Genomic DNA, 26320 nt, shown 5'->3' with positions numbered 1-26320 from the left:
CTTCGCCTGGCACTCGGAAGAGGTCCTAAGAGAAAAAACCATGTCCGCAATCGACGACAACGCCGCCTACGCAGCCGCCCAGGCGAAAGCCGCTCAGGTATCGCAACCAGGCACCTACTCGACCAACTCGATCGAGAGTCTCGATCTAACCACCTTCCTGGACCTGATGCTCACCCAGCTTCAGCAGCAGGACCCGCTGGAGCCGATGGACAACCAGGAGATGCTCAACACGATCTCACAGATCCGCGAAATCGGGGCGAGCGACAAGCTCAGCGAGACGCTCGATTCGGTGCTGCTGGGTCAGAACATCGCCACGGCGTCCAACCTGATCGGCAAGCAGGTCCAGGGGCTCACCGACAGCGGTCAGCGCGTTCTCGGCGCCGTCCAGCAGGTTTCGATCAACGACGGGGCGCCGCGGCTCGAGCTCGCTATCGAGACGGGCGCTAGCGCGGGAACAATCGATGGGGGTATTCCCGACGGGACCTACAAGTACGAGGTGGTCTGGGAAACCGACGACGGCCTCTTCAGTGTGCAAGCCGAGGTCGATACAGCGGACTTCGGGGATGACTACAAGGGGTCGATCCGCTTGGAGAACCTGCCGCAGCTCGACTCGAAGGTTTCTCGGAAGGTCTACCGGACCGATGGAGCATCCGATCCGCAGTTGGTCGGCGTCATGCCCAATGGTCTGTCAACGAGCTTCACCGACGCAGTCGCCGAACTGGGCGAAGAGACCCTCACCGGCCAGCGGAGCATCCTGCGTTACGCGGACTCGGTGAGCATCAAACTATCGAACGTCAGCGGCGTCGAGACGTTGAAGTAGCGGCCAACACAGGGTCGCTGAAACTTACACAAAGGGGCGGGTCGCCGTCGACATCCGGCGGACGACCTCACCAACAACCCCAGAAATAGACGGGAGCGGAAAGCCATGGGTCTGCAATCCTCAATGACCACGGCCCTCACGGGCCTCCAGGCGGCCGAGACGACGATCGACGTCATCGGCAACAACGTCGCGAACTCGAACACGGTCGGCTTCAAAGCGTCCGACGTGATCTTCGCAACGCAGTTCCTCCAGACACAGTCGATCGGCTCGGCGCCGAGCGACCGCAACGGCGGCACCAACCCGCGTCAGATCGGCCTCGGCGTGAAGGTGGCGGAGATCTCGCCCAACTTCGGCCAAGGGACGATCGAGATCAGCTCCAACCCGCTCGACCTGGCGATCCAGGGAGACGGCTTTCTGATGGTGCAAGGCTCGCAGGGCGAACAGCTTTACACCCGGAATGGGCAGCTCGGTCTCAACTCGTCCAACCAGGTGGTCACCGCCAACGGCAACAAACTGCTTGGTTACGCCGTCAACGAGCGCTACGAGCTCCAGACCGCGTCGCCGGTGCCGATCGAGATCCCGCTCGGCGGCCAGCGGGTCGCGCAGGCGACGACCGAGGCCAACTTCCAAGGCGTGCTCAACCCGACCGTCGTCCCGGGGACCGTCCCGGCGATCACCGAATCGGAGTTCATCGGCGACGCGTCGGTCGCCTACCCGAACGGCATCATAACGACGGGCGCCGGCACCGGCGCCGACCCGTTCGTGTCGACGGACTACTTCACCGCGGACGACCTCGAAATCCGGGTCCCGCCGAATCCTGCTACCGCCACCTCCTCGACCCCCGGCAGCCCCACGGGTTTGTCGGCGGGCACGTATCGATACCGGGTCACCTTCGTTGACGACAACGGCCAAGAGAGCACCGCTTCGACGATCTTCAGCCCTGCCGGACCAATCGCCTTGGGTGACCAGATCGATCTCACCGGGCTGCCTGACTTGAGCGGCAACCCCGGTAATCCTTGGTCGAGCATGAACATCTACCGCACCGAGGCGGACGGTTCGGAGTTTAAATACGTCGGCAATGTTCTGACGGGAACCACGACGTTCGCTGACACGGTTGCCGACGCCAGCCTGACGGCGTCGCTCGATACCGACACGCTCGAGAACGGTTCGTACACCTACTACATCACCTACGCGAATCCCGCGAACGGCAACGAGTCACGCCCCTCGTTGGCTTTGGGGCCACTGGCGGTGACCGACGATGACAGCGGGGTGCGGCTCGACCTCTCCGATCTGCAACTCCCGACCGACCCGAACTACAGCCGCTTGAAGATCTACCGGAACGCCACCGGCGACTCGTCTACCTTCTACGAGGTGGACGACCTGCCGCTCCCGACCCCCGGGAACGACAGCTATGTCGACAAGACACCGAGCGCGGACATCACCGGCAACGACCAGCTGAACTTCGATGGCGTAGGCGCCGCGGGAGGGACGCTCCTTAGCGACCTCCAGGTCCGGAACGGCAACACCTACTCCACCCCGTTCGCCGAGCTGGGAACCCTTCGATTTGTCGGCGAAGTTGGCGGCAGCCTCCTCGACTCGCAGACGCTCGAGATCACCGCGACGACAACGGTGCAGAATCTTGTCGACTTCATGAGTGACGCGCTCGGCCTCCAGGTGCAGTCCAACGTCAACGGCTCGCCGCTGCCGCTCGGCGGCGGAACCGTTTCGATCGCGAACGGCGTCATCAGCGTCACCAGCAACTTCGGCGAAGAGAACACGGTCTCGATCCCGCTGACCGGATTCCGGTTAACCCCGGCGGGCGCCGTCGCCCCGCAGACGATCGACCTGACCTTCTCCGAGTCGCAAGACGCGAACGGACCCGGCACAAGCACCGAGTTCCTGGTCTACGACTCGCTGGGATCGCCGCTGACGGTCCGGATGACCACGGTGCTCGAGAAGGCCGACAGCAACAGCACGACCTACCGCTGGTACGCGACGAGCGGCGACAGCAACCCCGCGGCGCCAGAACTCACGACCGCGATCGGCAACGGCCTGATGGTGTTCGACAGCCGTGGCAACCTGATCAGCTCACCCAGTGCGCGGATCAGCATCGCCCGCGAACTGACGGCCGGTGAGTCGCCGTTGGAGATCTCGCTCGACTTCTCGCAAGTGACGTCGCTCGCCGAGACCGACTCGTCGGGGAACGCGGTGAGCAGCTTCAACATGGTCCGCCAGGACGGCTTCCCGCCGGGCGTGCTGACCGACTTCATCATCACCGACAGCGGCCTCATCCAGGGGCAGTTCTCCAACGGCACCCAGCGGCTCTTGGGGCAGGTGCTGATGGCGCGGTTCGCCAACAACAAGGGCCTCCGCCAAATCGGCAGCAGCCTCTACGCCGTGAGCGTCAACTCGGGCGACCCGTTCGTCAGCACGCCCGGCGAGGACGGCATCGGCAGCCTGACCGCCGGCGCCGTGGAGTTGTCCAACACCGACATCGGTCAGGACCTGGTGAAGATGATCCTGGCCCAAACCCAGTACCAGGCCGGATCGCGGGTGATTTCAACCGCCCAGCAGCTGCTGGACGAGCTACTTGCGCTGAACCGATGATCCCCGGCGCGCCGGCGTGAGCTAGGTTTTCGCGATCCGATCCTGCGCGCCGCAGGGTCGGCTGCGGGTTGGGAGGGTGGTGACGATGATCCGGCTAAGTCGACTCGATGGAGAAGCGTTTCTGCTCAATGCGGAGCTGATCAAGTACGTCGAGTCACGGCCGGACACGTTTATCACGCTCACCTCGGGAGAACGCCTTGTCGTCGCCCAGACGATGGACGAGGTGATGCGGCTCACGCTCGAGTACCAACAGACCAAAGGGCTGGTGCCCGCCCCAGCGAAGCGCCCGACCAACTAGAAGTTCACCCCCTCCGATCGCGTCATGGACATCGCCACCGCCGCCGGCGTCGGCTTATCGATCGTGCTGATCCTGGTCTCCATCGTCCTCGGTGGTGGCAGCTTCATCGCGTTCATTGACGCCGCGTCGTTGATGGTCGTCATCGGAGGCGCCATCGCGGCGACGCTGATTTCATACCCGCTGCCCGACTTCCTCAGCGTCTTCGGCGTCTCCATGAAGACGCTCTTTTGGAAGGTCGACACCACGGGCGACATCATCAAGCAGATTGTCTCCCTCGCCGAGACGGCCCGCCGTGAGGGTCTGTTGGCTTTAGAAGGCAAAGTCGCGGAAATCGATAACGACTTTATCAAGCTTGGCATCCAGATGGCGGTCGACGGGACGCGTCCCGAGGTGATGGAGGACATCCTCCGCACCGAGATCGACGCGGTCGCCACTCGTCACGCAACCGGCAAGGGACTGCTCGACTGCATGGGTCGTTTCGCCCCGGCGTTTGGCATGATCGGCACGCTGATGGGACTCATCATCATGCTGGGCGACATGAGCGACCCCTCGAAGATCGGCGCCGGCATGGCCGTCGCCCTGCTGACGACGATGTACGGCGCTATCGCCTCGAACGTGATCTTTCTGCCGTTTGCCGAGAAGCTCGGCTTTATCAGCAAGAAAGAGCGGCTGACGATGGACATCATCGTCCGCGGCATCATGGCGATCCAATCGGGTGAGAACCCGCGCGTGATCGAGCAAAAACTCAACACCTTCATCCCACCGAAGCAAAGGCCGTCCGAGGACGCCGCCTGACAAGCGTGAGCCGGACGCGGGCCGCTAGCCGACTTACCGCTCAGGCCCCTCGCCTTTCCACCCGTCACGCCGCCAATCGCACCTTATGGTTGAAGAAGAACAACCCCCCGGCATCCCGGAATGGGTCGTCACCTTCGGCGACATGATGTCGCTGTTGCTGACGTTCTTCATCATGCTCGTTTCGATGAGTGAGATCAAAGAAGAAAAGAAGTTCCAGGCGATGCTGGAGTCGATGCGCAAGCAGTTTGGCCACGAGGCGTCGATGGCGGCCCTAATCCCCGGCAACAGCACCCCGACGAACGCCTCGATGCAGTCGATGGCGACGATGGGGCGCGCCAAGCGCAAAGACATCATGCGCGGCGGCAACCCCGTCAAGTCGGTGACCGGCGAGGACTCGCTCGTGAAGACGATCCGCCCGGGACGCGACACGACCGTCGGCGGGACCGTCTTCTTCGAAGAGGACGGGGTGCTGCTCGACGACGAAGCCAAGGCGAGCCTGAAGATCATTGCCGAGCAGATCGCCGGCAAACCACAGAAGATCGAGGTCCGCGGGCACGCGTCTCGAAAGCCGCCCCCCCAGGGAGAGACCCACTGGTCACTCGCCATGAAGCGGGCCGACATCGTCAAAGACTACCTGATCGAGCTCGGCATCGACGCCGAGCGGATCCGTTTGGGCTCGGCCGGTTCGCACGAGCCCCTCGACGACCGCATCGACATCGAAAGCCGACGTAGCAACGCGCGCGTCGAGGTGCTGATGTGGGACGAGCCGGTTACCCGCGCGAACACCACGGAATAGCGTCATGTCAGATCAAGAAAAAGACAGCAAAGCCTCACTGTTTGCCGGGTTGACGCGGCTCGCCAAGGCGGTCGGCATCATCGCCGCGTTGGTGCTGGTCGAGGTCGTCGGCGCCGCGATGCTGATCCCATCCGCCGAAGAGACCGAGAAGCTGGCGCGGGAACTCTCCCGAGCCGCCAAGGGCGAAGACGCCGAGATCGAGCAACAAGACGGCGCGACGGTCGACGCCGGCGTGGTGACGCGCGAAGTGGAGCTGCTCACCGACAACATCACCCGCTTCAACCCGGACAGCGACACGACGCTGAACGTCGATTTCTCGGTGTATGGCGTGGTGCTAGCAGATGAAGAGGAGGATTTCCTCAAGGAGTTCCAGGCGAACACCAGCCGAATCCACGAACAGATCATGCTGACGATACACGCCGCGGAATCCGCCGACCTCGCCAACGCCGGGTTGGGGTTGATCAAGCGTCAGATACTTGAGAAGACGAATCGCTCTCTCGGGCGCCCCATGGTGCGCGAAGTGGTTTTCACCAAGCTGAACTTCATCGAACGCTAGCGTTCGGCGATCGACAGACACGCAAGGAAGCGACGGCGCCCTCTAACCGGGGCCCGAGGCGACATGTCGGACGACGCCCAACTCAATCAAGACGATATCGAGGCCTTGCTCTCCTCGGCCGGCTCGAGCTCTAAACCGGCGCCGCCGCCGGCGAGCGAGCCCGCCAGCGACACCTTTGCGCTCGGCCAAGACGAGATCGAGGCGTTGATCTCCGGCGGCGCCACGCCGTCGGCGACACCCGCCGCCGCCTCGGCGGTCGCCTCCGGGCCCTCAACAGCCGCCTCGCTGGGCGCGGGCACAGGCCCGTCCAGTGACGTTGAATTGCTGCTCGACAAGGCCCAGGCGGCGATCGCGTCGATCGATCAGCTCGACGCCGAGAGTCTCCCCGACGGCGTCCAGCCGTTCCGCCTCGAGTCGTTCGGCGGGTCTCCGGCCAACACCGAAGCCGCGACGCTCGAACTCGTCCGCGACGTGCAGCTCGATTTGAAGATCGAGTTGGGCCGCACCCGCATGCCGATCGAGGACGTCCTCCGCTTGCGCCGCGACGCGGTGGTGACGCTCGACAAACTCGCCGGCGATCCGGTCGATGTCTACGTCAACGGCCGGCTGATCGCCCGCGGCGAGGTGCTGGTCCTCAACGACAATTTCTGTGTGCGAGTCACCGAGCTCATCGTCGGCGATTCGGCGGTGGCGTGACCGCGTCTCTCGGCGTGCTGGCGCCCGAATCTTTGTGGGTTGGCCGGCGCGGTTGGTCTGGCCCCCTCGGGCGAGCGCTCCTATAAGCCAATTTCGCGCCGAATCTCGGCGGATTGGCTCAAGGACGACCGCAGACGATGCCGACACGTTGTTGCCCCCCGCTGCTAGCACTCGCCGCGCTCGTCGCGTCGACTTCGGCCAGCGCCGGTGACAACGATGTGTTGGTTCCCGCGGACGCCTACGAGCGGATGCGCCCCGCCGGCGCCTCGTCAGCCGGCCCCCAGGGAATGCGCCGCATCGATACCCACGTCGAGCCAGCCGCGTTCCATGCGTTGGGAATGGGGTCGCCCCTCGCGCCGCCCCCTTCGACGCCGTCCCCTTCGACGTTGTCGCTTGTCTCGCCGAGCGAAGCGCCCCGTCGGGAAGACACCGACGTGCCGGAGCCACGGCAGTTCGACCCCTTCGAGGAAGCCCTCTTCGCGACGGCGTCCAAGCCAAGCGACCCCGCGACGCCGTCGGTCGACGAAACGGCTCAGCCCGAAACTCCGCTCACAAATCCGGCCCCTCTCGCCGCTTCAAACGCGAAGGAACCGGTCGCGACTCCGGCGCCCCCCGCCAAAACCCCCTCGAATCCGTCTGCCGAAGCGCCGGCGCCAAGCGACCGCTCTAGTCGCTTGCTCGGTTCCTCCCTCGCACCAAAAGACGCGAGGCCAACGTCGGACGGCCGGCTCGCCAACCCGTTGCAGTCGATGTTGGACTGGCGGCCCTCGTCCCAGACGCTTACGGCCACCGGCGCCGGGTTGGCGATCGCGGTTGGGCTGCTGATCTCGTTCGTCTGGCTGCTCCGCTGCCTCGCGCCCAAGTCGTCGCGGCCGCTGCCGCGGGAAGTCGTTGAGGTTCTCGGGCGCGCGCCATTGGGGGGCAAGCAGGTCACCCAGCTCGTCCGCATAGGCCAGAAGCTCGTGCTGATCGCCGTGTCGCCCGATGGCATGGAGACGCTCACCGAAATCACCGACCCCGAAGAGGTCGCCCGCCTCGTCGCCGCGTGCGACGCCCAGAGCGGACGCGGCTCGACCGCCGAGTTCGATGCGTTCTTGCGTCAGATGGAAGGCGAGCGGACACGGCCCGGCTTTCTAGACGACCGTCAGGAGAGCCGCGGCGACTCGCTCGGCTTCGCCGACGGCGCCTTTGACCCACGGTCGCTGGCCGCCGCCTACGCCAACACCCCGGGAGGTCGCGGCGATGGTTGACCTAATGCAAAGCCCACTCAAGAAGCTGGCGACACCGGTCCTCGCCGTGCTGTTGCTCGCCGGTTCGGCGTCAGCCCAGAATGAGTTCGAAGCCATCGCTTCAGCGACGCCGTTGTCGGCGCCCGCGATGTCATCGTCGATTGGGTCGGCTTCGTCGGTAGGGGTCTCGCCTGGCGTCACGATCATCGACGCCGCTGAAATCGCCGAGGAAAAGTCCACGTCCGGCAACGACGTCGCCGACGGCTTGCTCGGCATCGGCAGCCCCGAGGACTGGACGCGGCCCGAGCGCCTCAGCTCGACGTTGCAGGTGATGCTGCTCATGACCGTCATCAGCCTCGCCCCGGCGGTGCTGCTGATGACGACCTGCTTTGTACGGGTGATCGTGGTGCTTGGACTTCTACGTCAGGCCCTCGGCACCCAGCAGGCGCCCCCGAGCCAAGTGCTCACCTCGATCACGCTCTTCGTGACGCTGTTGGTGATGACGCCCGTCTGGACCGAGAGCTACCAGAACGGCGTCAAGCCCTACACCGAAGGCCGGCTCACCATGGACCAGGCGTTCGACAACGCCTCGGCGCCACTGCGTGACTTTATGGGCAAACAAGTCCACCGCACAAAAAATCAGGCGAGCGTGCTGCTGTTCCTCCGCCGCCTCCCCGAATCGTACGACGAGGAGACGGGCGAACTACGAGCGAACTACGCCCTCTACGATCCGCAGGAGGACGAAGAGTACGTCCCCCTCGCCGCGATGCTGCCGGCCTACATGCTCAGTGAGCTCAAGACGGCGTTCCTCATCGGCTTCCAGGTCTACCTCCCCTTCGTGATCCTCGACATTGTCGTGGCGAGCGTGACGATCTCGATGGGCATGCTGATGCTGCCGCCCGTGTTGATCTCGTTGCCGTTTAAGCTCCTCTTGTTCGTGTTGCTCGACGGGTGGACGCTTGTGATCGGGATGCTGATGGAGAGTATTGCCTAGCGGTGTCCCTTCGTATGAACGGGTGGTTCGCTTTCTCCGATCGACGCCCCTCCGCTTACTTCGTGCGCGGCTCGATGTCACTTTTGTCTGCTATGTCTTTAGTCATCTGCAATCGGTAAGCCGCTTTCCATGGACCCTCAACTCGCTATCGACATCAGTCGCGACGCGTTGTTTATGACGTCGGTGATTGCGGCGCCGGTGCTGATCGCGGGCGTCGTGGTTGGCTTGGTGATCGGTCTGCTGCAGGCGTTGACGCAAATCCAGGAGCAGACGGTCGCGTTCGTGCCGAAGCTCGTCGCGATGGGCCTCGCCCTGGCGATCACGCTCCCTTGGATCCTCGCCCAGTTGATGGACTATTCGGAGAATCTCTTCCGAGAGATCCCGTCCACGCTGTAGCTTCACTGACGCGCAGGAGTTATTTAGGGATGTCCGGCCTCGAAACGCAACTGACGGAACTGGGCGTCACGTTCGCTCTGATCCTCGCGCGGGTCGGAGCGGTGGTGGCGACGGCGCCGGTGCTGAGCGACAAGTCGATGCCGCTACGGCTCAAAGTGTTGATGGCGGTCGCGATGGCGGGCCTCGTGACCCCCATGACCCTCGAGACGATGACGACGCCGCTGCCGACAGCGACCACCTTCATCGAGCTCGGCGCGTTGGCCGGTAAAGAAGTCGTCGTTGGTCTAGCGCTCGGGCTTGGGTTGATGGTCGTCCTCTCGGGCGTTCAACTCACGGGTCAGATTGTCGGGCAGATGAGCGGCATGGCCCTTGCCGAGGGCGCCGACCCCGTCTTCGGCGACACCGCCAGCGTCTTTGGGCAGATTTACTACCTCGTCGTCTCGGCTGTCTTCGTCGCCGCAGGCGGGCTGAACCAGCTGATCGACGGGCTCCTCGAGACGTTACGCCTCGCCCCGCCGGGCAGCGGCTTCGAGATCGACGACATCGCGATGGGGTTTATCGGCCTGCTAGGCGTCGGCTTCGAACTCGGCGTCCGCACGTCGGCGCCGCTGCTGCTGGCGCTCTTCCTGGCGACGCTCGTGCTTGGCCTCATCAGCCGCACGCTGCCGCAGATCAACACGATGGTCGTCGGCTTTGGCATCAACGCGATGCTGACGCTCGGCGTGATGATGGCGTCGATGGGCGCCGTCGCGTACGCCTACCAAGGCCCGCTGACGTCGGCCATCACGTCGCTCGCCGACTCGGTGGGAGCGCCGTAACCCGTGGCGGAGCAATCTGGCGAAAAGTCGTTCGACGCAACCCCGCACCGCCGCCAGCAGGCGCGCGAGAAGGGGCAAGTCCCGTACAGCCAAGACCTCGGCTCGGCCGTGCTGTTGCTCGTTGGGACGGGCCTCCTATGGCTCTTCCGCCAGAACATCGCCGACGTGATGCAGCGCGTCATGCGGCGGATGCTGACCGAGCCGTTCGACCTCGTGGCCGATCCCGCCAACGCCAGCGTCATGCTGATCGGACTCATCTCCGAAGCCGCGCTAGCGCTGGCGCCGGTGATCGGTCTGCTGCTCGTTGCCGGAGTGATCACGAGCATCGGCCAAGTCGGCTTCCTGTTCGTCCCGGAAAGACTCGCCCCGGACATTAGCCGCATCAGCCCGCTGAAAGGGTTTGGGCGGCTCTTCTCGACACAGGGCGTCGCGAAGCTCGGCTTCGGGCTGTTCAAGGTGGCGGTCGTCGCCGCCTCGACCGCGATGGTCCTCTCGGGCCGGGTCACCGAGGTGCTCGAGGCGGCCCGCATGGGCGCTCCCCACCTGGCGGGTCTGATCGTCGACACGGCGTTCGCCACGGTCTTCGCCGCGGGTATAGCGCTGCTAATCTTGGCGCTGGCCGACCTGTTCTTCCAGCTCTGGAAGCACGAGCAGGACCTCAAGATGACCGCCCAAGAGATGAAGGAGGAGATGAAGAACCTGCAGGGCGATCCGGAGATCGCCGCCCGCCGCCGGCAAGTGCAACGGCAGATGGCCCAGGCCCGGATCTCCGGCGCCGTGCCGAAAGCCGACGTCGTTGTCACGAACCCAACCGAACTCGCCGTCGCCTTGCAGTACGACTCGGAGACGATGAAGGCGCCGATCGTCGTCGCGAAGGGCGCCGGCGTCTTGGCCCAACGCATCCGGCGGCTCGCCCTCGAGAACAACGTGCCGATCGTCGAGCGCAAACCGCTCGCCCAGCTGCTCTACAAAGAGGTCGAGATCAACCACCCGGTGACGGCCGACAGCTACGCGGCCGTCGCCGAGGTCCTGGCGTACGTCTATCAGCTCAAGGGTAAGAAGCCGCCAAGGGCGCCCCGCGCCGCTTAGGGCAGTTGTAGGCGAGCCGGGAGGCGTCAGCCCCCGGAGTGAGGCGGGTACCAGCTGCCCTCCGGGGGCTGACGCCGCCCGGCTCGCCGGTCGATCGTCGGCGGCGCTGACGATATACTCGTCCGCATGCCTGCCACCTCGATTGCCCTCGTTGCGCTGTCCGACCAGACGCTCGCCGACGCCGAAGCCGTCGCCGCTGAAATCGGCCGCCTTGCTCCCGACAGCCCCGCCCCACGGGTCGCTAGCCGCACCGCGGGGGCGTTCACGCTCGCCTGGGACGATGGCGCCACGGCCAACGTGACGCTTGTCGATAAGCCCATCCCCTGGGAGCGGCTCAAGGGCCCCTGCGCCACGGCGTGGTACTGGCCCGAGGCCGAGGCCGCCCTCCGGCCGCACGTCGCCCACCTGTTCGTCACGCTGCTGGACGACACCAAGCGGGCCATCGACGTCAGCTTCCGCCTAACGCGGCTGACGGTCGCGGTCACGAAGAACGCCCCGTCGCTCGGGATCGTCTGGGGGGGCAGCGGCGCGGTCCACGAGCCGACTGCGTTCGCCAGTTTGGCGGCCCAATCGTCGGCGAGCGACCTGCCGCTCAACCTCTGGATCGACTTCCGCGTTTACGAGCTCGAAGCGGACGAAGGCTACGGCCTCTTCACCACCGGCCTCGCCGCCCTCGGCCGACTCGAGATGGAGGTCCCCCACTACCATGGCGACCCGCAAAAACTGGTCGGCGCCGCTTACAACATCGCCCACTACGTTCTGGAGCGCGACGCAACGCTCAAGGACACCGAAGTAATCGGCCTGCCCGACGAGTCACAGGTGACGATCTGCGAAGACCAGTCGATGATCGACCCGGAGCAAGACGTGGTGCGGTTGGAGTTCAGTTAGGAACCGCCGATGGACGCGGATAAACGCCGATGCCAACTGCCAGGAAGCGATCGCACTTAGCCAAAGAAGTAGTTAAGGCCGAAGACGACCAGAGCTGACAGGATAAGGAACAGAACGAGCCAGATGATCACCGCGCGGGTGATCCGCATCGCACGACTTGGCTTCTCATCGGTGAGAATGTAGAGGCAAAGCTCGAAGCAAGCTTCCATAAATTCCGCCATCGTATCGCTCCAATCTGGATATCGGAGGTTTCGATGCCTGCCGTCAAATCTTGCTCTTATTCGAATCGATTCGTGTGATTCGTGGGCGACCGTCTAAGTCTCATCCATCGGCGGTTCCCTACTCCCCACCGCGATACACCGCCTGTCCCAGCACGTTGCGCCGCCCTGTGAGCGGGCCCGCTGCGGTGTCGTCGTCGAGGATCGTCAGCATCATCTGGTACTTCGCGTCGCAGTCGTCGGCGAAGTGCACGATGAGTGCCTCGGGCGTCATCGGCGGCTTGGGGCTTCCCCATTCGGGCAGACGCTGGTGGCTGACGATGACGTGCTCGAGCCGCAAGAGCGTCTCTTCGTCGAGCGGCTCGCCCGCGATCGCCTGGGCGGCGGCCGCTTCGCGGACCATATCACGCCCCTGCAAGATGTGGCCGATCAGGCTGCCCGACGCCGTGTAGTCAGCGCCCATCGCCGTGGCGTAGAGTTCGCGCAGCTTGCCGATGTCGTGCAGGATGCCCCCGGCGACCGCCACATCGACGCGGAGCGGCGGCGACATGTCGGGATACAGTTCGGCGTACCGCTGCGCCAAGTAGTAGGCGTGTCGGGCGACGTTGCGGACGTGCTCGAGGTAGCCACCGGCGAAGGCGTGGTGGTTCCGTTTCGCCGCGGGCCAGGAGAGCAGCGTGTCGCGGTGCTCGGTCATCAGGCCGACGACCAGCGTCTGCAGCGGGCCTTCTTCGATCCCCTCCTCGGCGAGCGCGATGAGGTCGTCGAACATCTCCTCGGGATTGAACCGCGACGCCGGCTGGCACATCTGCGGGCTGAACCCGTCGGCCGTGTCCGACTCCTCGACGGGGCGGATCTTGCGGATGTCGAGCTGTGGGCCGTAATTGGTTTCGCGGTACAGCGCCCGTAACTTGTAGAAGTCGCCGACCTTCCAATCGTCGCGGCACGCGTCGGCCAGCGGGGCGTCGCCCCAGATCGGGAAGCTGCAGTCGCGGCCCGCGTCGCGGAACGTCACTCGGTAGTACGGCTTACCTTCTTTGGTAAGCAGCGTCTGCTTGTCGGCCAAGAGGGCGAAAAAATCCCCCTCCTCGCCGCTGGCCATCTCCGCCATTACCACAATCGCCGGCTCAGCCGCCACTACTTCACCACTTCGGGTTGGAACCACGGATGACACGGATGCACACGGATTGATCCGGGGCAAACTACCCCCCTGTGGGAGGCGTCTCCCGACGCCGATAACGGTCTCTTGGCCGAATACGGCCTGGTGCGCGTCATCGGCGTCGGGAGACGCCTCCTACAGTTGAGAGGTAGCATCGCTGCCGGGGCGTCGGCAATCAACTCACTCCATCGGCGGCTAATTCTTCTTCTCACCAAACAGCTTCGTCCGGCGTTCGGCGGCGAGGCCGTCGAGCATCGCCTGGATCCGCTCCGCGGCGAGCGCCATCGCCGGGTCGGTCTCGGCCGAGCGGTCGCGTTCGGCGCTCACCTCGATCGGCTCACCCACCTCGATCGTACAATGCAGCGGGCCGTGGTAGCTCGCCCGGTCTTGGTAGTCTTCGACCATCCGCTCGACCGTCTCGATCACCCGCTCCGGCAGATCGTTCTGCCCCGTGATGTAGCCGCGGGGGTAGTGGGCGATCTGTTGCAGGTAGTAGCAAGTCGCCAGGTCGCGCCAGCGGTCTTCACGCTCGGCCGGAGGGACTTTCTTCGCGATCAGGTCGGGCAGCACAACGGTGCGGATCTTCTTCACCCGCGCCACAACGTTTAGGTAGCCGAGGTCCTTGTCGCCATTCGCCACGCCCCACTTCTGCTCGATCCGGCGGAGCGTCGTGGCGATCAGGTCGAGGGCCCGTTGGTGGGGTTCGCCCTCGACCGCCGCGCCGAGGTACTCGACTTCTTTAAGCGTCAGCAGCGCCTCGCCGATCTTGCGGAGACGCTGGTGCGTCGGCAGGTGCGTCTGGGGCTGCCAGCTGAAGCTCTTCTCCATCGCCTCGAGATCGGACGCGACCGCCTTGTCGACGTCGCCGTCGAAGGAGTAGCGGATCGCCACCGGGTGGATGACGACCGGCCCCTTGCCCGCCTTCTCGCGCCGCTTGCTCGCCTGCCGGGCGATGAAGCCGGGGCCGTCCATGAACTCCATGAGGATGTCGCAATGCCGCGACACGGCGCCCTCGGGGAAGATCAAGAGGGGCCGCTTGTTCTCCACCAGGATGTCGATCGCCTGGTTGACCGCTTGGCGGTCGACCCCTTCGCGATAGACGCTGAAAGCGCCCATCCGGCGGATCAAGAACCGTTGCCACCAGCCCTCCATGAAGAGGTGCCAGCTCGCCATGGCGTAGAGCTCGGTCCCGAGGTCGCCGGAGAGAAAGCCCATCGCCATCGGGTCGGCGAGCCGCGAATGGTTCGCCGCCAGGAGGATCCCGGCGCCCCGGTCGAGCGAGTCCTGCAAATGCTGAGAGCCGCGGTAGTCGAATGTCTCGACCCGGTAGACGTCGCGCATGTAGCCCCGCAGCCGGAACGTCCGGACGATCCAGCACCACAGCGGCGACTCCACCGGCGGGACGAACTCGTAGGGCTCTTCGCGGACGATCTCGAACATAGGGGTCGGCGTTGGCGGCGTCGCAAGGCGGCAAAGTTTACCCAGATGGCGGAAAGCATCGTACGGGGCGGCGGCGTGCGGCTAAAGGGCGCTGTCAGCCAATCGTTTCCCGCCCCGCTGGCCCCGATCGAGTGAGAATGACGAAAGCAGTCGTTAGGCCCCCTCTGTCATTCCGCCTTCAGGCGTTGCATGCCGCGCAAGGACCTCAAAAAACTCGTCAAGACGAAACGCGCCGCCGCGGCGAGCGACGCCACGCGCTGGCGCGAGGCGTTCGAGCGCTACCTAGCGAGCGAGCGGCAGATGTCGGCCAACACCGTCGCGGCCTACCGGCGGGACCTGCGGCGGTTCTTCGAGTGGCTCGCCGGTCGGCGGCTGGCGAACCTCACGGCGAGCGACCTGGCCGACTACCCGGCGTGGCTCAGCGACCAAGGCCTCGCGCCGACGAGCGTCGCCCGCCACGTGGTGTCGCTCAAGTCGTTCTTCCGCTACCTGCTGCTGGAAGGGGCGCTCAACGACAACCAAGCGGCGCTGGTCGCCTCGCAAAAGCTCTGGCGCCGCGTCCCCAAGGTGCTCAGCCCCGTGGAGGTCGATCGGCTGCTCACCGCTCCCGTGGTGGGCGAGCCGCTCTGGCGCCGCGACCGGGCGATCCTCGAGTTGCTCTACGCGACCGGCGCGCGGGTGTCGGAAGTCTCGAACCTGCGGCTCCGCAGCGTCCGGCTCGAAGAGCGTTACTGCCTCTGCCACGGCAAGGGGGACAAAGAGCGGATGGTCCCGATGGGCGTCAGCGCCCAAAGGATGCTCGCCTCGTATCTAGAGAAGGAGCGGCCCAAGCTGGCCAAGCGACGCGATCCGGAGTCGGAGTACCTGCTCCTCTCGTCGCGGGGCGACCGACTGAGCCGCGAACGGATCTGGGAACTGCTCAAGAAGTCGGCCGCGATGGCGGGCGTCTCGGCGAAGATCAGCCCGCACTCGCTGCGGCACAGCTTCGCGACGCACCTGCTGGCGGGCGGCGCCGACATCCGCCACGTGCAGGAACTGCTGGGGCACGCCAGCATTGCAACGACCCAGCTCTACACGCACGTCGATGCGTCGAAGCTGAAGAAAGTCCACGCCGCGTTCCACCCGCGGGCGTGACGCCGCGTCACCAAGCGGCCCCCAAGCCGCCGGCTGCAGCCGGCGGACGCTTATCGCCTCACGTCCGTCGGCTACCGCCGACGGCTTAGGCAACACATAAAGGCAGCGCCAGCCAGCAATGCCGCATTCGGCTCGGGGACGCTAATTGGCGTGCCGTTCAGCACTTCGAAGTTGCTGAAGGCAGACTGAACAGAACCGCTTGTGAGCGAGGGAAAGGGGCTCGCTGCTTGGCTACGCAGAAAGAACGACACGAGCAGCGGCTCGTCATCCCACAGATCCTGAATGCCGGCAATTGTCTTGAAAACCGACGGGGCGGGTGTCCCCTGCGTGGCGTTGACGCCGACGATCACGTCGCCCGACGCGCTGTCGTACTCGACGAACAGGCGGCCAATGCCGAATCCACTTGTGATCGACTCAAGAGGCTGATTTACATCGCCAACACGTCCCGCGGTCGCGAACAGAAGGGGCGAGCCATTCACGAATCCTAAACCGACGCCAGCCGAGTTCGATCCATTGATATCTTCTCCGATCCCAAAGCCGATCCCCCCCGCTCCCAACGATGAATTGGCGGAGAAGACAAAATCAATTGCGACAGAGAAGTCAAAATTGGGATCGAAGTAGAAGCCACCGGTTGAACTCATGGCGTCCTGCCCGTTGACGCTGGCGTATCCAATGTCGGCAGCGCTGGGGACGGCGCCGTCGGCACCGAGCATGGCGGTGGAACCGGCTATTGCAACTGCGCCGAGTCCATCGTGGGGCGGGTCCTCGACAAGGGTCCACTTACCTTCCGCCGTTTCGAATGTCCCTGGAGCCGGGTTGTTGATCACGATCACGACCGACGCGCTGACATTGGCCGTGAAGCAAGTCGCTAGCAGCGAGAGCGACAAAGCGGTGTGAAGGTAGGATGTCATTTGAAGATCTTGCCAAGGAGTGGAGAGAAAAGAAGAACCCCACAAGCGACACGACACTTCGCCGAAGGTGGCGAACGGGTCGGGTCGGTTGTGGGGTTCAGTAGCGTGCCGGCGTGGAGGGATTGTCGAAAGCGGCTAGCCGCAGCTTAGCCGGATTGCCAACCGAGTCAAGCTAATCACGAGATCAGCAGCGTCGGCCCCCGGAGTACGCGGGTACCGGGGTCCTCCGGGAGCTGACGCTCTCCGGCTCGCTATAACTTGGGAATAGCTAGATCGATACTGCCGTTACTCCGACTCTGTCGGCGGGGTCAGCCGGATCTTTTCGATCAGCTGGTGCCGCTGGCCGTTCTCGAGATACCCGCTGAGGGCGGTGATCGCCCGCATCACGTAGTCGTAGTGCAGGTCGTAGTCGGCGTTGATCTCGACCTCCTGGTCCTCGGCGGTGCCGGGGCCGCCGCTGTCGTCGATCAGGCCGCGGATGTAGCTGTGGAGCTTCGCGAAGCGGTCCTCTCCCTCGAAGACGCGGCTGTCCATCGAGAGCTGCTCTAGCCCGCCCCCCTCGCCCGCCGTCATCCGCAGGTTGAAGACCGGCAACTCGCTCGGCGCCGCGGGGGCGTCGTTCGCCGGCAGCGGCATGCGGATGTTGAAGTCCCCCTCGGGGAGCACGATCTTGAACGACATGATGAAGAACACCAGCAGCTGAAACACGATGTCGATCATCGGCGTCATCGGGACGTCGATGCGATCTCGGTGGTCGGTGTGGCGGATCTTCATGGAGAGGGGGGGATGGCGAGTCGGGAGCGTCAGCAACCGGCGGGGAGTTCAATACCGCGGCTTATCAGCCCACCACTTCGTGGGGAGATAAGGGGAGGGTCTTTCGGTCCTGGCAATCGCTACGATGGCTCGCTGTCTCGCATGGGAACGGCTTCTATTCACTCGTCAGCGTCGGCACGTCGCTCTGTCTTCCTCGCAGCGCGAACGTGTCGAAGCCCGCTTCTTGGCACGCTTCGATGATCTCTTGGACCCTGCCCGTACGGCTGCGGAGGTCGGCGCGGATCACGACCGTTGCGTCCTTGAGGCGGTTGTCCTTGTAGGCTCGCAGCAGCGTCGCCTCCGTACGCAAGCGCCCGCGGAGCTGGTCGATGTCGATCTCGTCGCCGCCGAACAGGATCGTCTCGTCGGCCGTCATCTGCACGGTCAGCGGCTCGTCGTACGCCGTGTCGGGCGGTTTAGCCAGTTCGCTCGCCGGCAGGTTGACGCGTTGGTCCTGCTCGACGTCGGAGAAGTTGATCAACACCATGAAGAACGCGATCAGCTGAAACGTCATGTCGATCATCGGGGTCATATCCCCCTCGGTGATCTCGTGGCGTTTGGCTTTGGTGAGTCGCATCGCGGACGGCAGCGTGGAGGATTTGTGGAGGTGTTTGGCGGGGTTACTCCCGGCGCTGGCGCTTAGGGCTCCCGACACATCGTTCACCAATCCAATGACTGGGAGCCCTAAGCGCCAGCGCCGGGAGTCGCGCCACGTCTAACTCGACTTCTGGAACCGACTCATCAACCCCTCGCTGAGGATGCCCACTTCCAACACCAACCGCGCCACACGGTTACGCAGCAGGTTGTACGCCGCGATGGCGGGGATCGCGATCGCCAGACCGATGAGCGTCGTGAACAAAGCGGTCGAGATGCCCTGGGCGAGCTCGCTCGGCTTGGGCGTCGTGGGCGACGTGGCGATCACGTTGAACGACGCGATCATGCCCTGCACCGTCCCGAGCAGGCCGACCATTGGGCTGATGGTGCCGATCAACGCCATGTAGCTGAGCCGGTGGTCGAGCTTCATGTTCTCTTCTTCACCGACTTCTTGCATCGCCTCGATAGCGTGCGGATAGTCGCCGCCGCCCGAGAGCTTGCCGAGCCCCGCGGCGAGGACCTTGCCGAGGAACGACTCGTCGGAATTCGCCAGCTCGTAGGCCTCGCTGAACTGTTTGGCGTCGAGGTGCGCTTCGAACGCCTCGATTAGGTCGGGCGGGGCGATGCTCGAGCGGGTCGCTTTCAGCAGGTTCATCACCAGCAGCGACACGAGCGTGAACGACATCGCCAGGAAGATCAGGCTGTAACCCAGGCCGAGCGACTCGAAGGCCCAGCCGAGGTAACTCTTCCGCTGGACCGTCGCCGCCGCTGGCGCGTCGGCCGGCGCCGCCTCGGCCGCGGCGGGCGCGTCTTCCTCTTGGGCGTACGCCCGTGGTGGCGACGCGAAGAGCGTCACAAAAAGGGCGAGCACCAAGGTTCCGAGCATTAACGTGCGTCGTGGCATCGTTTCTCCGCGTCTTCCGTCGAGAGGGTTTCGGTTCGCGCCGCGTCTTGCGATGCGGGCATTGGACGCCGCCGAGTAGGCTTGTGTCTAGTTGGGCTCGTGCTTCGCACCTTCGTGACTCATCGGACTTCGCGGGCTTGGGGCGAGGCGGCGTACTGCCGGCGCAGCCGCTTGGCGGCGTCCGACGCCTCGTCGGGCTTGCCGACCGACCGCCATAACTTGGCCAAATGGGCGAGCGCCTCGGCGTGGGTCGCTGGGTCGCTGTTGAAGAGCAGGTCGGTGTGCAGATAGGCGAACAGGGCGTCTTTCGATCGGTCGGCCTCCTCATAGCACCGCCCGAGGGTGTTGTAGCCCGCGGCGAGTGCGGCGGTTTCTTGCGCGGAGGCAGCCCGGATAGCGTCCCGCGTCAACTTGAGACCGCCCTCGAGGTCGCCCGTCGCGGCGAGACTCTCCGCCTTGGCGAGCTGGGCGGCCTGCTGAATGATCGCGATCCCCGGTTCATTCGCCTTGGCCGCCAGCAGCGCGTCGAACCGTCGCAACGCGTCCTCGTGCTCGCCACGACTCTGGAGCGAACGGCCGATCAGCAAGGCGGACCGCGCCTTGAGTCCGAGGCTCGGCGCCTTGGCGATCTGGGCGTAGGTCCGCTCGGCCTGCTCTTCGCGACCGATCGACACCAACAAATCGCCGAGGGCTTCGACCGCGGCGTAGTAGTGGTAGCTGTCGGGGTTCTCACGAACGAACTCGGTGAGCGCCCGCCCCGCCTGCGTCGCTTCGCCCTCCCCCCCCATCGCCAACCGCGCCGCGCAGTAGGCGCGGTAGTAAGCCAAGTCTTGCTGAATCCCCTTCGCGGCCGACCGATCGTCGCCCGCCTGGTTGAGTTTCTCGAGCGCCGTTTCGTAACCGCCATTCTCGGTATTGATGCGGGCCTGCCCCAACTGCGACGGCTCGTCGTCGAACAGCACCGCCCGGATCTGGATCACGGGAACTTCGATCGTGCGATCGATTGTTTCAATCGTGACGGCGTCGCGGGTGATCTTCTGAATCGTCCCCGACGCCGAGCCCCCTTCGACAAGCCGCACCCGGTCGACGGCGCTGGCCGTCGTGGCGGGCGCCACCAGAATGACCAGCGATAGGATCCAATGAACCGGTTTCATCGTGGTTTAGGCCCCCGCCTTCGTGAGACCGTCGGCCGGCTGCCCCGAGGCGCGTTGGATCCGCCGCAGCAACTCGTCGTACGCCCGTTTGCTCTCGGCGCTGCCAAGTTCGGGGTTCTTCCGCTGCACCGCGACGATCGTGCTCGCCGCTTTGCGGAGTTGTTCGGTGCGGGTGGCGCCGCTAGAGAGCATCGCCGACTCGTAACGCGACTCGGCGACATGCCGCCAGGCGTCGAGGTAAAGCTGACGGCGGCCGGGGTCGCTGCCGGCAAAGCGGCCGGCGACCGCGGCCAGCTTGCTCCAGCCCCAGATAAGGTTCTTGCCGTCCGAGCCGGGCCTAGCGCCGGCGATCGCCTCTTCGAGCCGAGCGGTGTCCTTAGACGACGCCCCCCACGCCTGGAGCGTTTCGGCGGCGACGCGTTGCACGTCGAGCAGCACCGGGCCGCCATCGAGCAAGTCGGTGAGCGTCTCGACCGCTTCGGCGAACTCACCCAACTCACGCTGGCACTCCGCCAGCTTCAGCCGGGCGGCGAGCACCGCCGTTGGCGACGGCGCGAAATCGGCACGCCGTTCCGCTTCAGCGATCAACCCCGCAAACGCAGCACGGCCGGCGGCGAGGCTTTCTCGACCCGCTGAGGTGTCGCCAAGCACCTCGCCGACACGAAGCCGGGCTTGGGCGATCCAGAGCCGGGTGTTCCAGTCACCCGACTCCTGGACGCCGTCGAGTTGGTCGAGCGTCGCATCGAGCGCGGCGGCCACGGGCGTCGCTTGCGCAGAGTCGGCAGAGTTGGCGCTGTCGAGATCTGCGAGCAACGCCACCGCAAGCCCAAGCCAAGCGCGCTCGCCACCGGTCTGCTCCGCGGGCGACTCGTCAAGGAGATTCGCCAACTGCTCGATCAGCGCCGGCGTCTTGCCGTTGGTGAGGGCGGCGCTGCGGATCGCGGCCTTGAGCACGGCGACCGCAAACACCGGGGTGTCGGCCGGCGCCTCGCCCGCTTCGAGCCGCGTCATCGGGCCGTAGCGAGCGTCGTTGAGCAACTTCTCGCCGCGCTTCGCGTCACCAGTCGTGATCGCTTCGTCCGCCAAATAGAGCGCCGCGGTGACGGCCAGCGGCGAGGCGTCTCCGTCGGCGGCAGCTTTCTCGAACGCCGCCTGCATCGCTTTTAAAGCGGTGGGGGCCAATGCGGGGTCCGACTTGCCCTGCTCCCAGCGGGCGACGGCCAGGCGGAGCGCCAGCTCGGGCCGCTGACTCTCCGGGACCGCGGCGAGAACTTTCTCGGCTTGCGCCAGATCGCCGGATCGCAGGGCGCTGCTGACCAGGACAGTTGAGGCCGCCTCGGCGACTTCTTCGCCCGGCCACTGCTGGAGGATAAAGTCGGCGAGCTTCGCTAGCCGGTCGGCGGCGGTCGCATCGCCGTTGCGCTGCAGTTTCTCGAAAGCGGCGAGCGCCAGCCGCGCCGCTTGCTCGCCCGACTCGGTGTCGGCGTCGCGGCGGGCGACATACTCGGCGCGGGTCGCGGCTTTGGCGGCGTCGCCGCCGTCCCAGTCGAGCCAAGCCAATTGGTACCGGGCGCGGGCCGCCTCGGCGGGGTCGGTCTTGTCGTCGGCGAATTTCACCGCCGCTTCAAGCGCTGCGTAGGCGGCGGCGTAACTGCTGCGGCGTTGCGAGGCGAGGCGCTCGGCCTCGTCGGCGGCGGCGCCCTTCATGGCCACGTCGAACGCCAGCATCGACTGGATCGCTTCGGCCCCGGCGGCGACCGCCTCTTCGAAGGTCTTCGGCGCCGCCGTTTCGATCCCGAGCGAGGCGGTCACCTCTGCCCAGCGGTCCCGGGCGTCGGCCTGGACATCGCTCGGCGTTCGCGCCGACTCGCCGAGCCACTCCCGCGCGTCGCGGAGGAGTTTGCGTTGCGCCGCGCCGTCGATCGTCTCCGCCTTCGCTAGCGCCGCGACGCCGAGCCGGTAGCGGAGCGTGGCCGCCTCGGGGCCCGCCTGCTCGTCCGCCGATAGGTCGTCGAGCCACTCTGACGGCTTTGTTAACGCCTCGTCGAGATCGCCCTTGTCCAGGGCCAGTGCCGAAAGCTCGGCGTGGGCGAGCGTCACGATGCGACGGAGCTCGGGGGTCGACGCCGGCTGGGCGGTTAGGTCCTCGAGCGCTGCGGCCGCCAGCTGATGGTTGCCGATCAGCCGGTAGCAACGCCCTTCGTACAGGTGGGCGTAGAGTCCGATGACCCACTTCGAGTACTTATCGTAGAGCGCGCCGAGTTGCTGAGCCGCTTCGGTATTGAGCCGCTTGCGATCCGCTGCGTTGTCGGGGTAAGTCTGTGCTTTCTCATGGAGCAGGCGGGCGTTGAGCAAACGGACCAAGCCGAGGCGGGCGCCGAGGTCGGCTTGCCGGCGCCCCTCGGGGCTGGCGGCTTGATTCCCTTTGAGGGTTTCACGCTCGGCGACAATCAGCGATTCGGCTTTGGAGAGCTGGTCGCGGGCCGCATCGATTTCACTCCGCGCTGTCTTCCGCGCCGCTGCCCGTTCACTTGCGACGGGGTTGCGTTCCGCGGACAAGGCGGACCGTCGAGCGCTGTCGGCGGCGGCGGTGGCGAGTCGGTCAGCGACATCCGTTTGCAATCGCCTCGCCTCCTCGCTGCCGGCCGCCATCTGCCGGAGTTCGGGCTCGATCTCCTCAAGCGCCGCGGAGCGTGCGGCAGGGTCCTTGATCAGCTGCGCCGACTCGAGCCGGGTCGCTAGCCGCTGGTACGGAATCGTCTGTTTGAACGCGTCGGAAACGAGCGGGTCGTCTTGGGCGCGCTCGAGGTACTCCAGGACCAAGTCGGCGTGCCCCTCGGCGCGGAGTTGCTCGACGAACTGAGTAGCGGTGTCGGCGGCCCTAACTGGCGCCGCGGCGAAAAGCATCAATAGGCAGGCGAACAGCGGTCCCGCTAAGGCGGACAGGGGATCCGTGAAGACGAGGGCGCCCGCAGAGCAGCGAAGCGGTTCGGCGGTGCGGGGCGACGAGAGAATCACGCCTCTATTGTGCACGCCGGGGAAACCTCCGGCCACCGTCTTGCGGCCGTCATTGCAGCGAGACCGATCGGATCGCGGTGGTGGCGCCTGCCCAAGCGATACAGGCCGCCCAACTCACCATCCCAGCAGGCGGCCCCTCGTCAGCGTCGATGTCAGCGTCGATCAGAGATCGTTCACCAATCCACGCAGCCGCGCCATGAACCCGTCGGGGAGCGGCACGTCGCGCAGCGAGTCCTCCGGCGAGTCGGCGTCGACCGGCCCGGCGGTTGGCGCGACGTAGTCGTCCCGGCTCGGGATGTTGGTTGGCGTCGCGTCGCGTCGCGACGGCGCCTTCCCCCCCAGGTAAGCCGGAAGATCGACGCCGTCGAGCAGCCCGCTGTCGGACGGGCTGGACGAATAAAGCGGGTCAAAGGCCATGACAGGCTCGGGGTCTCGGAAAGGATTGGCGCCGTCTCCGACGGCAGGTGGGCGGAAGGTTCCGCCGTCACGGGATGCAAGTCTTGGGTGTTTGTCAGAGGGGGCTCGTGCCCCCGTCGCAGGTAGATTCGTTCAGTTGGCTTTCGGTTATCGAGGCTTCTCAAGAAATCGCCGCCACCCTAGTGGGATAACGCCGCGTTTCCCTCGCCCCGTTCGATCTTCAACAACTCGTCTCGCAGACGCTGCCGCCCGCGGCTGACGCGCGACAGGATCGTGCCCAGCGGCGCCCCCAAGGCGTCGGCTGTCTCCTGGTGGGTCAGCTCGCCGACGATCACCATCAGCAGCGCTTCGCGCATCTCGTCGGGCAGCCTGCCGAGGGCCGCCTGCATCTTGTCGGTGTAGCCTTGCTCGAGCGGGTCGTCGTCTTCGACGGAGTAGTCGAGGACGTGGTCGCCCGAGGTCGCCGGCAGCGTTCGACCCACCTGGCGCCAACGGTCCGCCGAACGCCGGCGGAGGATCGACGCCAGCCACGCCCGTTCGCCGCGCGTGCTGTCGAAGCGGTCGCGGCTTGACCAGGCGCTGCGGAAGGTCTCTTGGACGATCTCCTCGGCGTCGTGCGCATCGCCATTCAGCCGGTACGCCAGCCGATAAAGGGCCGGCCCGTGCTCATCGACGAGCGACTGGAAGTCGGTTCGGTTGAGAGCCATCCGCGCTCTGAGGGGTGATATGACCGCCGGGAGAGGTGCGCCCAGCCTCGGCGGGGTTGTCTTGTGAAGATTTCGCGATCGGAGCCGTCCGCTATTGCCTGCCGCGTAACACCGCCGGCCGCAAATCGGCCCCGATACCGCCGCGGCGCCCGCTTTGGGACTCCTAAGTCGTTGTGGTGTATTCTATTACGGACGCCCCCAATCCCCAAAGAAAACGGTTTCGCCGGCGAATCGTGCGGTTTCCAAGCCCTCCAACACGCCGTCCGCCCGGCCGGTCCGCCGACCTCGGCAGACGCGGGCCGAGCCTTCGGTTGGCCGCAATGCTGGCCGGGCTCGTCTTAGTCATCGGCCTGATGAGCCGCCTCGAGCAACCCGAAACCCACCGGGCGATCGGCCGGGCCCTCGGCGAACCGGCCGCGACGGCTCTCCCCGCAGCGGCCTCAGAAGCCCCGCCGCTCGTCACGGCCGAGACCTTCTCGGAGGTGCGTGACAACGCCCCCTTCCGATCGGACGAGCAGCCGGCTTGGTTCGCATCGCTGGCCGCCGTCGCCGAGCACGAAGCGGCGGAGCTGGCGTCGCAGTCGGCGGGACTCGTCGGCTACGCGGCGCTAACCAGCCAGCCCGACGCCTACCGGGGTCGCGTTGTCACCGTCGCCGGCAGGGCGCTGCGTGTTGAGGCGGTTGAACCCGCGGCGAACGATCTCGGCGTTACCGAGCTGTGGCGTGTCACGCTCGAGCCCGTCGGCGGCGAGGTGTGGCCGATCACCGTCTACACGCTCGAAGAACCGGCCGACGCCACCGAGCCGTACGACGCATCGGCCGTCGGCGTCTTCTACAAGAAACTGTCGTACCGCTGGGCCGAAGGCGTGGGCTCGACACCGGTGATCGTCGCACGTCGATTAGAAACAACCCTGACGATGCCGGCCGTCGAGCCAGACGCAGTTAAACCGAACGCCGCCACGCCGCCCACCGATGAGGTTGCTTTCGGCGCCCCCGCCGCCGGCTCGATGGGCGCGGCCTTGCTCGCCGAGTTGGGATTCGACGTCGAGCTCTTTGCGAAGGTGGTCGATCAGCAGCGACTCCGCTCCGAAGAGTCGGAGGCGTTCTATGCGCTGCTCGGAGCGGTCGAGGCGACACCGGCGTCACAACTCGCCCGACTGGCGCGCACCGGGCTGGATGACTATGTCGCCCGCCATCGACGCGCCGCGGGCGACACGGTCCGCGACCGCTGGGTGATCCGTTCGCTCGAAACCGAGCAGGCCCAGCGCCGCTACTCGGTGACGCCGCTCTTCGGTGAAGGCGCCGCTGAACGGGGCGAGCTCGTGGTCTTCGACGCTATCGTGCGTCGCGCCGTACGGGTTGACGCCAGCGCAAGCGACGCGGCCGCCCGACGGGGAATCGATCACTATTTCGAACTCGAAGCGTTCACCGAAGACTCGCAGAACCTGCCGATCGTCTTCGTCGTGCGCGAACTTCCCGCCGGGTTCCCGGTCGGCGACGCCATCCGTCAACCGGCGCGGCTCGCCGGTTTCTTCTTCAAGCAGTGGGCTTACCGCAGCCGGACGCGCACCGAGCGTGGGAACGACCGTCGCCAGTTCGCGCCGCTCTTGGTGGGTCGGGCGCCGATCCCCCTCGCCCTGCCCGACGCCGCCACGATACGGCCAGGCACGGCCATCGGGCTTGCCGCGACGGTCGCCCTCGTAGCGGTCGCAGCCGCCCTGTGGCGTTTGTCGCGTCGAGACAAGGCGTACGAATCAGCAACGCTTGCCCGCTACCGCTCCGCAGGCGACGCGGCCGCGCACGACTTCGACCGGCTGAACGATCTAGCGGACCCTCCCGGCGCTGGCGCTTAGGGCTCAATCGCTTGCG

The 26320-nt window shown here is 65.7% G+C and carries 26 protein-coding genes; 15 read left to right on the top strand and 11 right to left on the bottom strand.

All coding sequences use genetic code 11. The annotated features are described in order from the left end of the window. Nucleotides 1-40: 40 nt before the first annotated feature. The 13 genes from Pla108_RS06240 (at nucleotide 41) to Pla108_RS06180 (ending at nucleotide 11982) form a co-directional block, all read left to right on the top strand. Nucleotides 41-820, top strand: coding sequence for a flagellar hook assembly protein FlgD (locus Pla108_RS06240; RefSeq protein WP_146444008.1), 780 nt, complete (start codon nucleotides 41-43; stop codon nucleotides 818-820). Between the two features lie 105 nt (nucleotides 821-925). Then, entirely contained in the window at nucleotides 926-3427 is a 2502-nt protein-coding gene (locus tag Pla108_RS06235) for a flagellar hook-basal body complex protein (RefSeq protein WP_146444007.1), read from the top strand. An 85-nt stretch (nucleotides 3428-3512) separates the two neighbouring features. Next, entirely contained in the window at nucleotides 3513-3725 is a 213-nt protein-coding gene (locus Pla108_RS06230) for a flagellar FlbD family protein (protein ID WP_146444006.1), read from the top strand. 24 nt (nucleotides 3726-3749) lie between these two features. After that, on the top strand, nucleotides 3750-4520 hold the full coding sequence (locus Pla108_RS06225) for a motility protein A (RefSeq protein WP_146444005.1): 771 nt from the start codon (nucleotides 3750-3752) through the stop codon (nucleotides 4518-4520). Between the two features lie 85 nt (nucleotides 4521-4605). Next, entirely contained in the window at nucleotides 4606-5316 is a 711-nt protein-coding gene (locus tag Pla108_RS06220) for an OmpA/MotB family protein (RefSeq protein ID WP_146444004.1), read from the top strand. A gap of 4 nt (nucleotides 5317-5320) precedes the next feature. Beyond that, the gene (locus tag Pla108_RS06215) at nucleotides 5321-5872 is read left to right on the top strand and encodes a flagellar basal body-associated FliL family protein (RefSeq protein WP_146444003.1); all 552 of its coding nucleotides are present in this window, start codon (nucleotides 5321-5323) and stop codon (nucleotides 5870-5872) included. A gap of 63 nt (nucleotides 5873-5935) precedes the next feature. Next, nucleotides 5936-6568 carry a flagellar motor switch protein FliN gene (gene fliN / locus Pla108_RS06210; RefSeq protein WP_146444002.1) on the top strand — a complete coding sequence of 211 codons (633 nt, stop codon included), beginning with the start codon at nucleotides 5936-5938 and terminating at the stop codon, nucleotides 6566-6568. 137 nt (nucleotides 6569-6705) lie between these two features. Continuing rightward, complete coding sequence (locus tag Pla108_RS06205; RefSeq protein ID WP_146444001.1) at nucleotides 6706-7818, top strand: FliO/MopB family protein; 1113 nt, start codon at nucleotides 6706-6708, stop codon at nucleotides 7816-7818. Nucleotides 7819-7822: 4 nt separating this feature from the next. Beyond that, the gene (gene fliP / locus Pla108_RS06200) at nucleotides 7823-8791 is read left to right on the top strand and encodes a flagellar type III secretion system pore protein FliP (RefSeq protein ID WP_146444000.1); all 969 of its coding nucleotides are present in this window, start codon (nucleotides 7823-7825) and stop codon (nucleotides 8789-8791) included. A gap of 129 nt (nucleotides 8792-8920) precedes the next feature. Then, nucleotides 8921-9187, top strand: a complete 267-nt coding sequence (gene fliQ / locus Pla108_RS06195) for a flagellar biosynthesis protein FliQ (RefSeq protein ID WP_146443999.1) — start codon at nucleotides 8921-8923, stop codon at nucleotides 9185-9187. A 29-nt stretch (nucleotides 9188-9216) separates the two neighbouring features. Then, complete coding sequence (locus Pla108_RS06190) at nucleotides 9217-10005, top strand: flagellar biosynthetic protein FliR (RefSeq protein WP_146443998.1); 789 nt, start codon at nucleotides 9217-9219, stop codon at nucleotides 10003-10005. A 3-nt stretch (nucleotides 10006-10008) separates the two neighbouring features. Further along, a complete protein-coding gene (gene flhB, locus Pla108_RS06185) occupies nucleotides 10009-11094 on the top strand; it encodes a flagellar biosynthesis protein FlhB (RefSeq protein WP_146443997.1) in 1086 nt (361 codons plus the stop codon). Nucleotides 11095-11220: 126 nt separating this feature from the next. Continuing rightward, entirely contained in the window at nucleotides 11221-11982 is a 762-nt protein-coding gene (locus tag Pla108_RS06180) for a DUF4261 domain-containing protein (RefSeq protein WP_146443996.1), read from the top strand. Between the two features lie 56 nt (nucleotides 11983-12038). Here Pla108_RS06180 and Pla108_RS20880 read toward each other — a convergent pair whose 3' ends face one another. The 3 genes from Pla108_RS20880 to Pla108_RS06170 form a co-directional block, all read right to left on the bottom strand. After that, nucleotides 12039-12203, bottom strand: coding sequence for a hypothetical protein (locus Pla108_RS20880; RefSeq protein ID WP_197526287.1), 165 nt, complete (start codon nucleotides 12201-12203; stop codon nucleotides 12039-12041). Nucleotides 12204-12321: 118 nt separating this feature from the next. Further along, the gene (locus tag Pla108_RS06175; protein WP_197526286.1) at nucleotides 12322-13311 is read right to left on the bottom strand and encodes a 3'-5' exoribonuclease YhaM family protein; all 990 of its coding nucleotides are present in this window, start codon (nucleotides 13309-13311) and stop codon (nucleotides 12322-12324) included. A gap of 243 nt (nucleotides 13312-13554) precedes the next feature. Further along, a complete protein-coding gene (locus Pla108_RS06170; RefSeq protein WP_146443994.1) occupies nucleotides 13555-14799 on the bottom strand; it encodes a 1-acyl-sn-glycerol-3-phosphate acyltransferase in 1245 nt (414 codons plus the stop codon). 189 nt (nucleotides 14800-14988) lie between these two features. Here Pla108_RS06170 and xerD point away from each other — a divergent pair, with 189 nt between their 5' ends. Further along, on the top strand, nucleotides 14989-15933 hold the full coding sequence (xerD, locus tag Pla108_RS06165) for a site-specific tyrosine recombinase XerD (protein WP_146443993.1): 945 nt from the start codon (nucleotides 14989-14991) through the stop codon (nucleotides 15931-15933). A gap of 71 nt (nucleotides 15934-16004) precedes the next feature. Here xerD and Pla108_RS06160 read toward each other — a convergent pair whose 3' ends face one another. From Pla108_RS06160 to Pla108_RS06125, 8 genes are all read right to left on the bottom strand, one after another. Next, a complete protein-coding gene (locus Pla108_RS06160; protein WP_146443992.1) occupies nucleotides 16005-16766 on the bottom strand; it encodes a hypothetical protein in 762 nt (253 codons plus the stop codon). 363 nt (nucleotides 16767-17129) lie between these two features. Next, a complete protein-coding gene (locus tag Pla108_RS06155) occupies nucleotides 17130-17618 on the bottom strand; it encodes an ExbD/TolR family protein (RefSeq protein WP_146443991.1) in 489 nt (162 codons plus the stop codon). A gap of 154 nt (nucleotides 17619-17772) precedes the next feature. Continuing rightward, on the bottom strand, nucleotides 17773-18234 hold the full coding sequence (locus tag Pla108_RS06150; protein ID WP_146443990.1) for an ExbD/TolR family protein: 462 nt from the start codon (nucleotides 18232-18234) through the stop codon (nucleotides 17773-17775). Nucleotides 18235-18372: 138 nt separating this feature from the next. Next, a complete protein-coding gene (locus tag Pla108_RS06145) occupies nucleotides 18373-19155 on the bottom strand; it encodes a MotA/TolQ/ExbB proton channel family protein (protein ID WP_146443989.1) in 783 nt (260 codons plus the stop codon). A 119-nt stretch (nucleotides 19156-19274) separates the two neighbouring features. Then, complete coding sequence (locus Pla108_RS06140) at nucleotides 19275-20309, bottom strand: hypothetical protein (RefSeq protein WP_146443988.1); 1035 nt, start codon at nucleotides 20307-20309, stop codon at nucleotides 19275-19277. Between the two features lie 6 nt (nucleotides 20310-20315). Further along, on the bottom strand, nucleotides 20316-23327 hold the full coding sequence (locus Pla108_RS06135) for a hypothetical protein (protein ID WP_146443987.1): 3012 nt from the start codon (nucleotides 23325-23327) through the stop codon (nucleotides 20316-20318). 162 nt (nucleotides 23328-23489) lie between these two features. Then, a complete protein-coding gene (locus tag Pla108_RS06130) occupies nucleotides 23490-23744 on the bottom strand; it encodes a hypothetical protein (RefSeq protein WP_146443986.1) in 255 nt (84 codons plus the stop codon). A gap of 179 nt (nucleotides 23745-23923) precedes the next feature. Then, a complete protein-coding gene (locus tag Pla108_RS06125) occupies nucleotides 23924-24451 on the bottom strand; it encodes an RNA polymerase sigma factor (RefSeq protein ID WP_146443985.1) in 528 nt (175 codons plus the stop codon). A 311-nt stretch (nucleotides 24452-24762) separates the two neighbouring features. Between Pla108_RS06125 and Pla108_RS06120 the strand changes: the two genes are divergently transcribed. Beyond that, complete coding sequence (locus Pla108_RS06120; RefSeq protein ID WP_197526285.1) at nucleotides 24763-26304, top strand: hypothetical protein; 1542 nt, start codon at nucleotides 24763-24765, stop codon at nucleotides 26302-26304. Nucleotides 26305-26320: the final 16 nt, after the last annotated feature.

The sequence above is a fragment of the Botrimarina colliarenosi genome, assembly GCF_007859955.1.
Lineage (GTDB): Bacteria > Planctomycetota > Planctomycetia > Pirellulales > Lacipirellulaceae > Botrimarina > Botrimarina colliarenosi.
The sequence above is the reverse complement of the archived record's forward strand: the minus strand, read 5'-3'. Positions and strand labels throughout refer to the sequence as shown.

Bases quoted from the DNA above. Each gene is read 5' to 3' on its own strand.
- Pla108_RS06150 (WP_146443990.1), bottom strand. From the start codon at position 18,234: ATGCGACTCACCAAAGCCAAACGCCACGAGATCACCGAGGGGGATATG.
- Pla108_RS06235 (WP_146444007.1), top strand. From the start codon at position 926: ATGGGTCTGCAATCCTCAATGACCACGGCCCTCACGGGCCTCCAGGCG.
- fliP (WP_146444000.1), top strand. From the start codon at position 7,823: ATGCAAAGCCCACTCAAGAAGCTGGCGACACCGGTCCTCGCCGTGCTG.
- Pla108_RS06220 (WP_146444004.1), top strand. From the start codon at position 4,606: ATGGTTGAAGAAGAACAACCCCCCGGCATCCCGGAATGGGTCGTCACC.
- Pla108_RS06180 (WP_146443996.1), top strand. From the start codon at position 11,221: ATGCCTGCCACCTCGATTGCCCTCGTTGCGCTGTCCGACCAGACGCTC.
- Pla108_RS06145 (WP_146443989.1), bottom strand. From the start codon at position 19,155: ATGCCACGACGCACGTTAATGCTCGGAACCTTGGTGCTCGCCCTTTTT.
- fliN (WP_146444002.1), top strand. From the start codon at position 5,936: ATGTCGGACGACGCCCAACTCAATCAAGACGATATCGAGGCCTTGCTC.
- Pla108_RS06170 (WP_146443994.1), bottom strand. From the start codon at position 14,799: ATGTTCGAGATCGTCCGCGAAGAGCCCTACGAGTTCGTCCCGCCGGTG.
- fliQ (WP_146443999.1), top strand. From the start codon at position 8,921: ATGGACCCTCAACTCGCTATCGACATCAGTCGCGACGCGTTGTTTATG.
- Pla108_RS06155 (WP_146443991.1), bottom strand. From the start codon at position 17,618: ATGAAGATCCGCCACACCGACCACCGAGATCGCATCGACGTCCCGATG.
- Pla108_RS06140 (WP_146443988.1), bottom strand. From the start codon at position 20,309: ATGAAACCGGTTCATTGGATCCTATCGCTGGTCATTCTGGTGGCGCCC.
- xerD (WP_146443993.1), top strand. From the start codon at position 14,989: ATGCCGCGCAAGGACCTCAAAAAACTCGTCAAGACGAAACGCGCCGCC.
- Pla108_RS06240 (WP_146444008.1), top strand. From the start codon at position 41: ATGTCCGCAATCGACGACAACGCCGCCTACGCAGCCGCCCAGGCGAAA.
- Pla108_RS06215 (WP_146444003.1), top strand. From the start codon at position 5,321: ATGTCAGATCAAGAAAAAGACAGCAAAGCCTCACTGTTTGCCGGGTTG.
- Pla108_RS06175 (WP_197526286.1), bottom strand. From the start codon at position 13,311: ATGGCGGAGATGGCCAGCGGCGAGGAGGGGGATTTTTTCGCCCTCTTG.
- Pla108_RS06230 (WP_146444006.1), top strand. From the start codon at position 3,513: ATGATCCGGCTAAGTCGACTCGATGGAGAAGCGTTTCTGCTCAATGCG.
- Pla108_RS06225 (WP_146444005.1), top strand. From the start codon at position 3,750: ATGGACATCGCCACCGCCGCCGGCGTCGGCTTATCGATCGTGCTGATC.
- Pla108_RS06205 (WP_146444001.1), top strand. From the start codon at position 6,706: ATGCCGACACGTTGTTGCCCCCCGCTGCTAGCACTCGCCGCGCTCGTC.
- Pla108_RS20880 (WP_197526287.1), bottom strand. From the start codon at position 12,203: ATGGCGGAATTTATGGAAGCTTGCTTCGAGCTTTGCCTCTACATTCTC.
- Pla108_RS06125 (WP_146443985.1), bottom strand. From the start codon at position 24,451: ATGGCTCTCAACCGAACCGACTTCCAGTCGCTCGTCGATGAGCACGGG.
- Pla108_RS06190 (WP_146443998.1), top strand. From the start codon at position 9,217: ATGTCCGGCCTCGAAACGCAACTGACGGAACTGGGCGTCACGTTCGCT.
- Pla108_RS06130 (WP_146443986.1), bottom strand. From the start codon at position 23,744: ATGGCCTTTGACCCGCTTTATTCGTCCAGCCCGTCCGACAGCGGGCTG.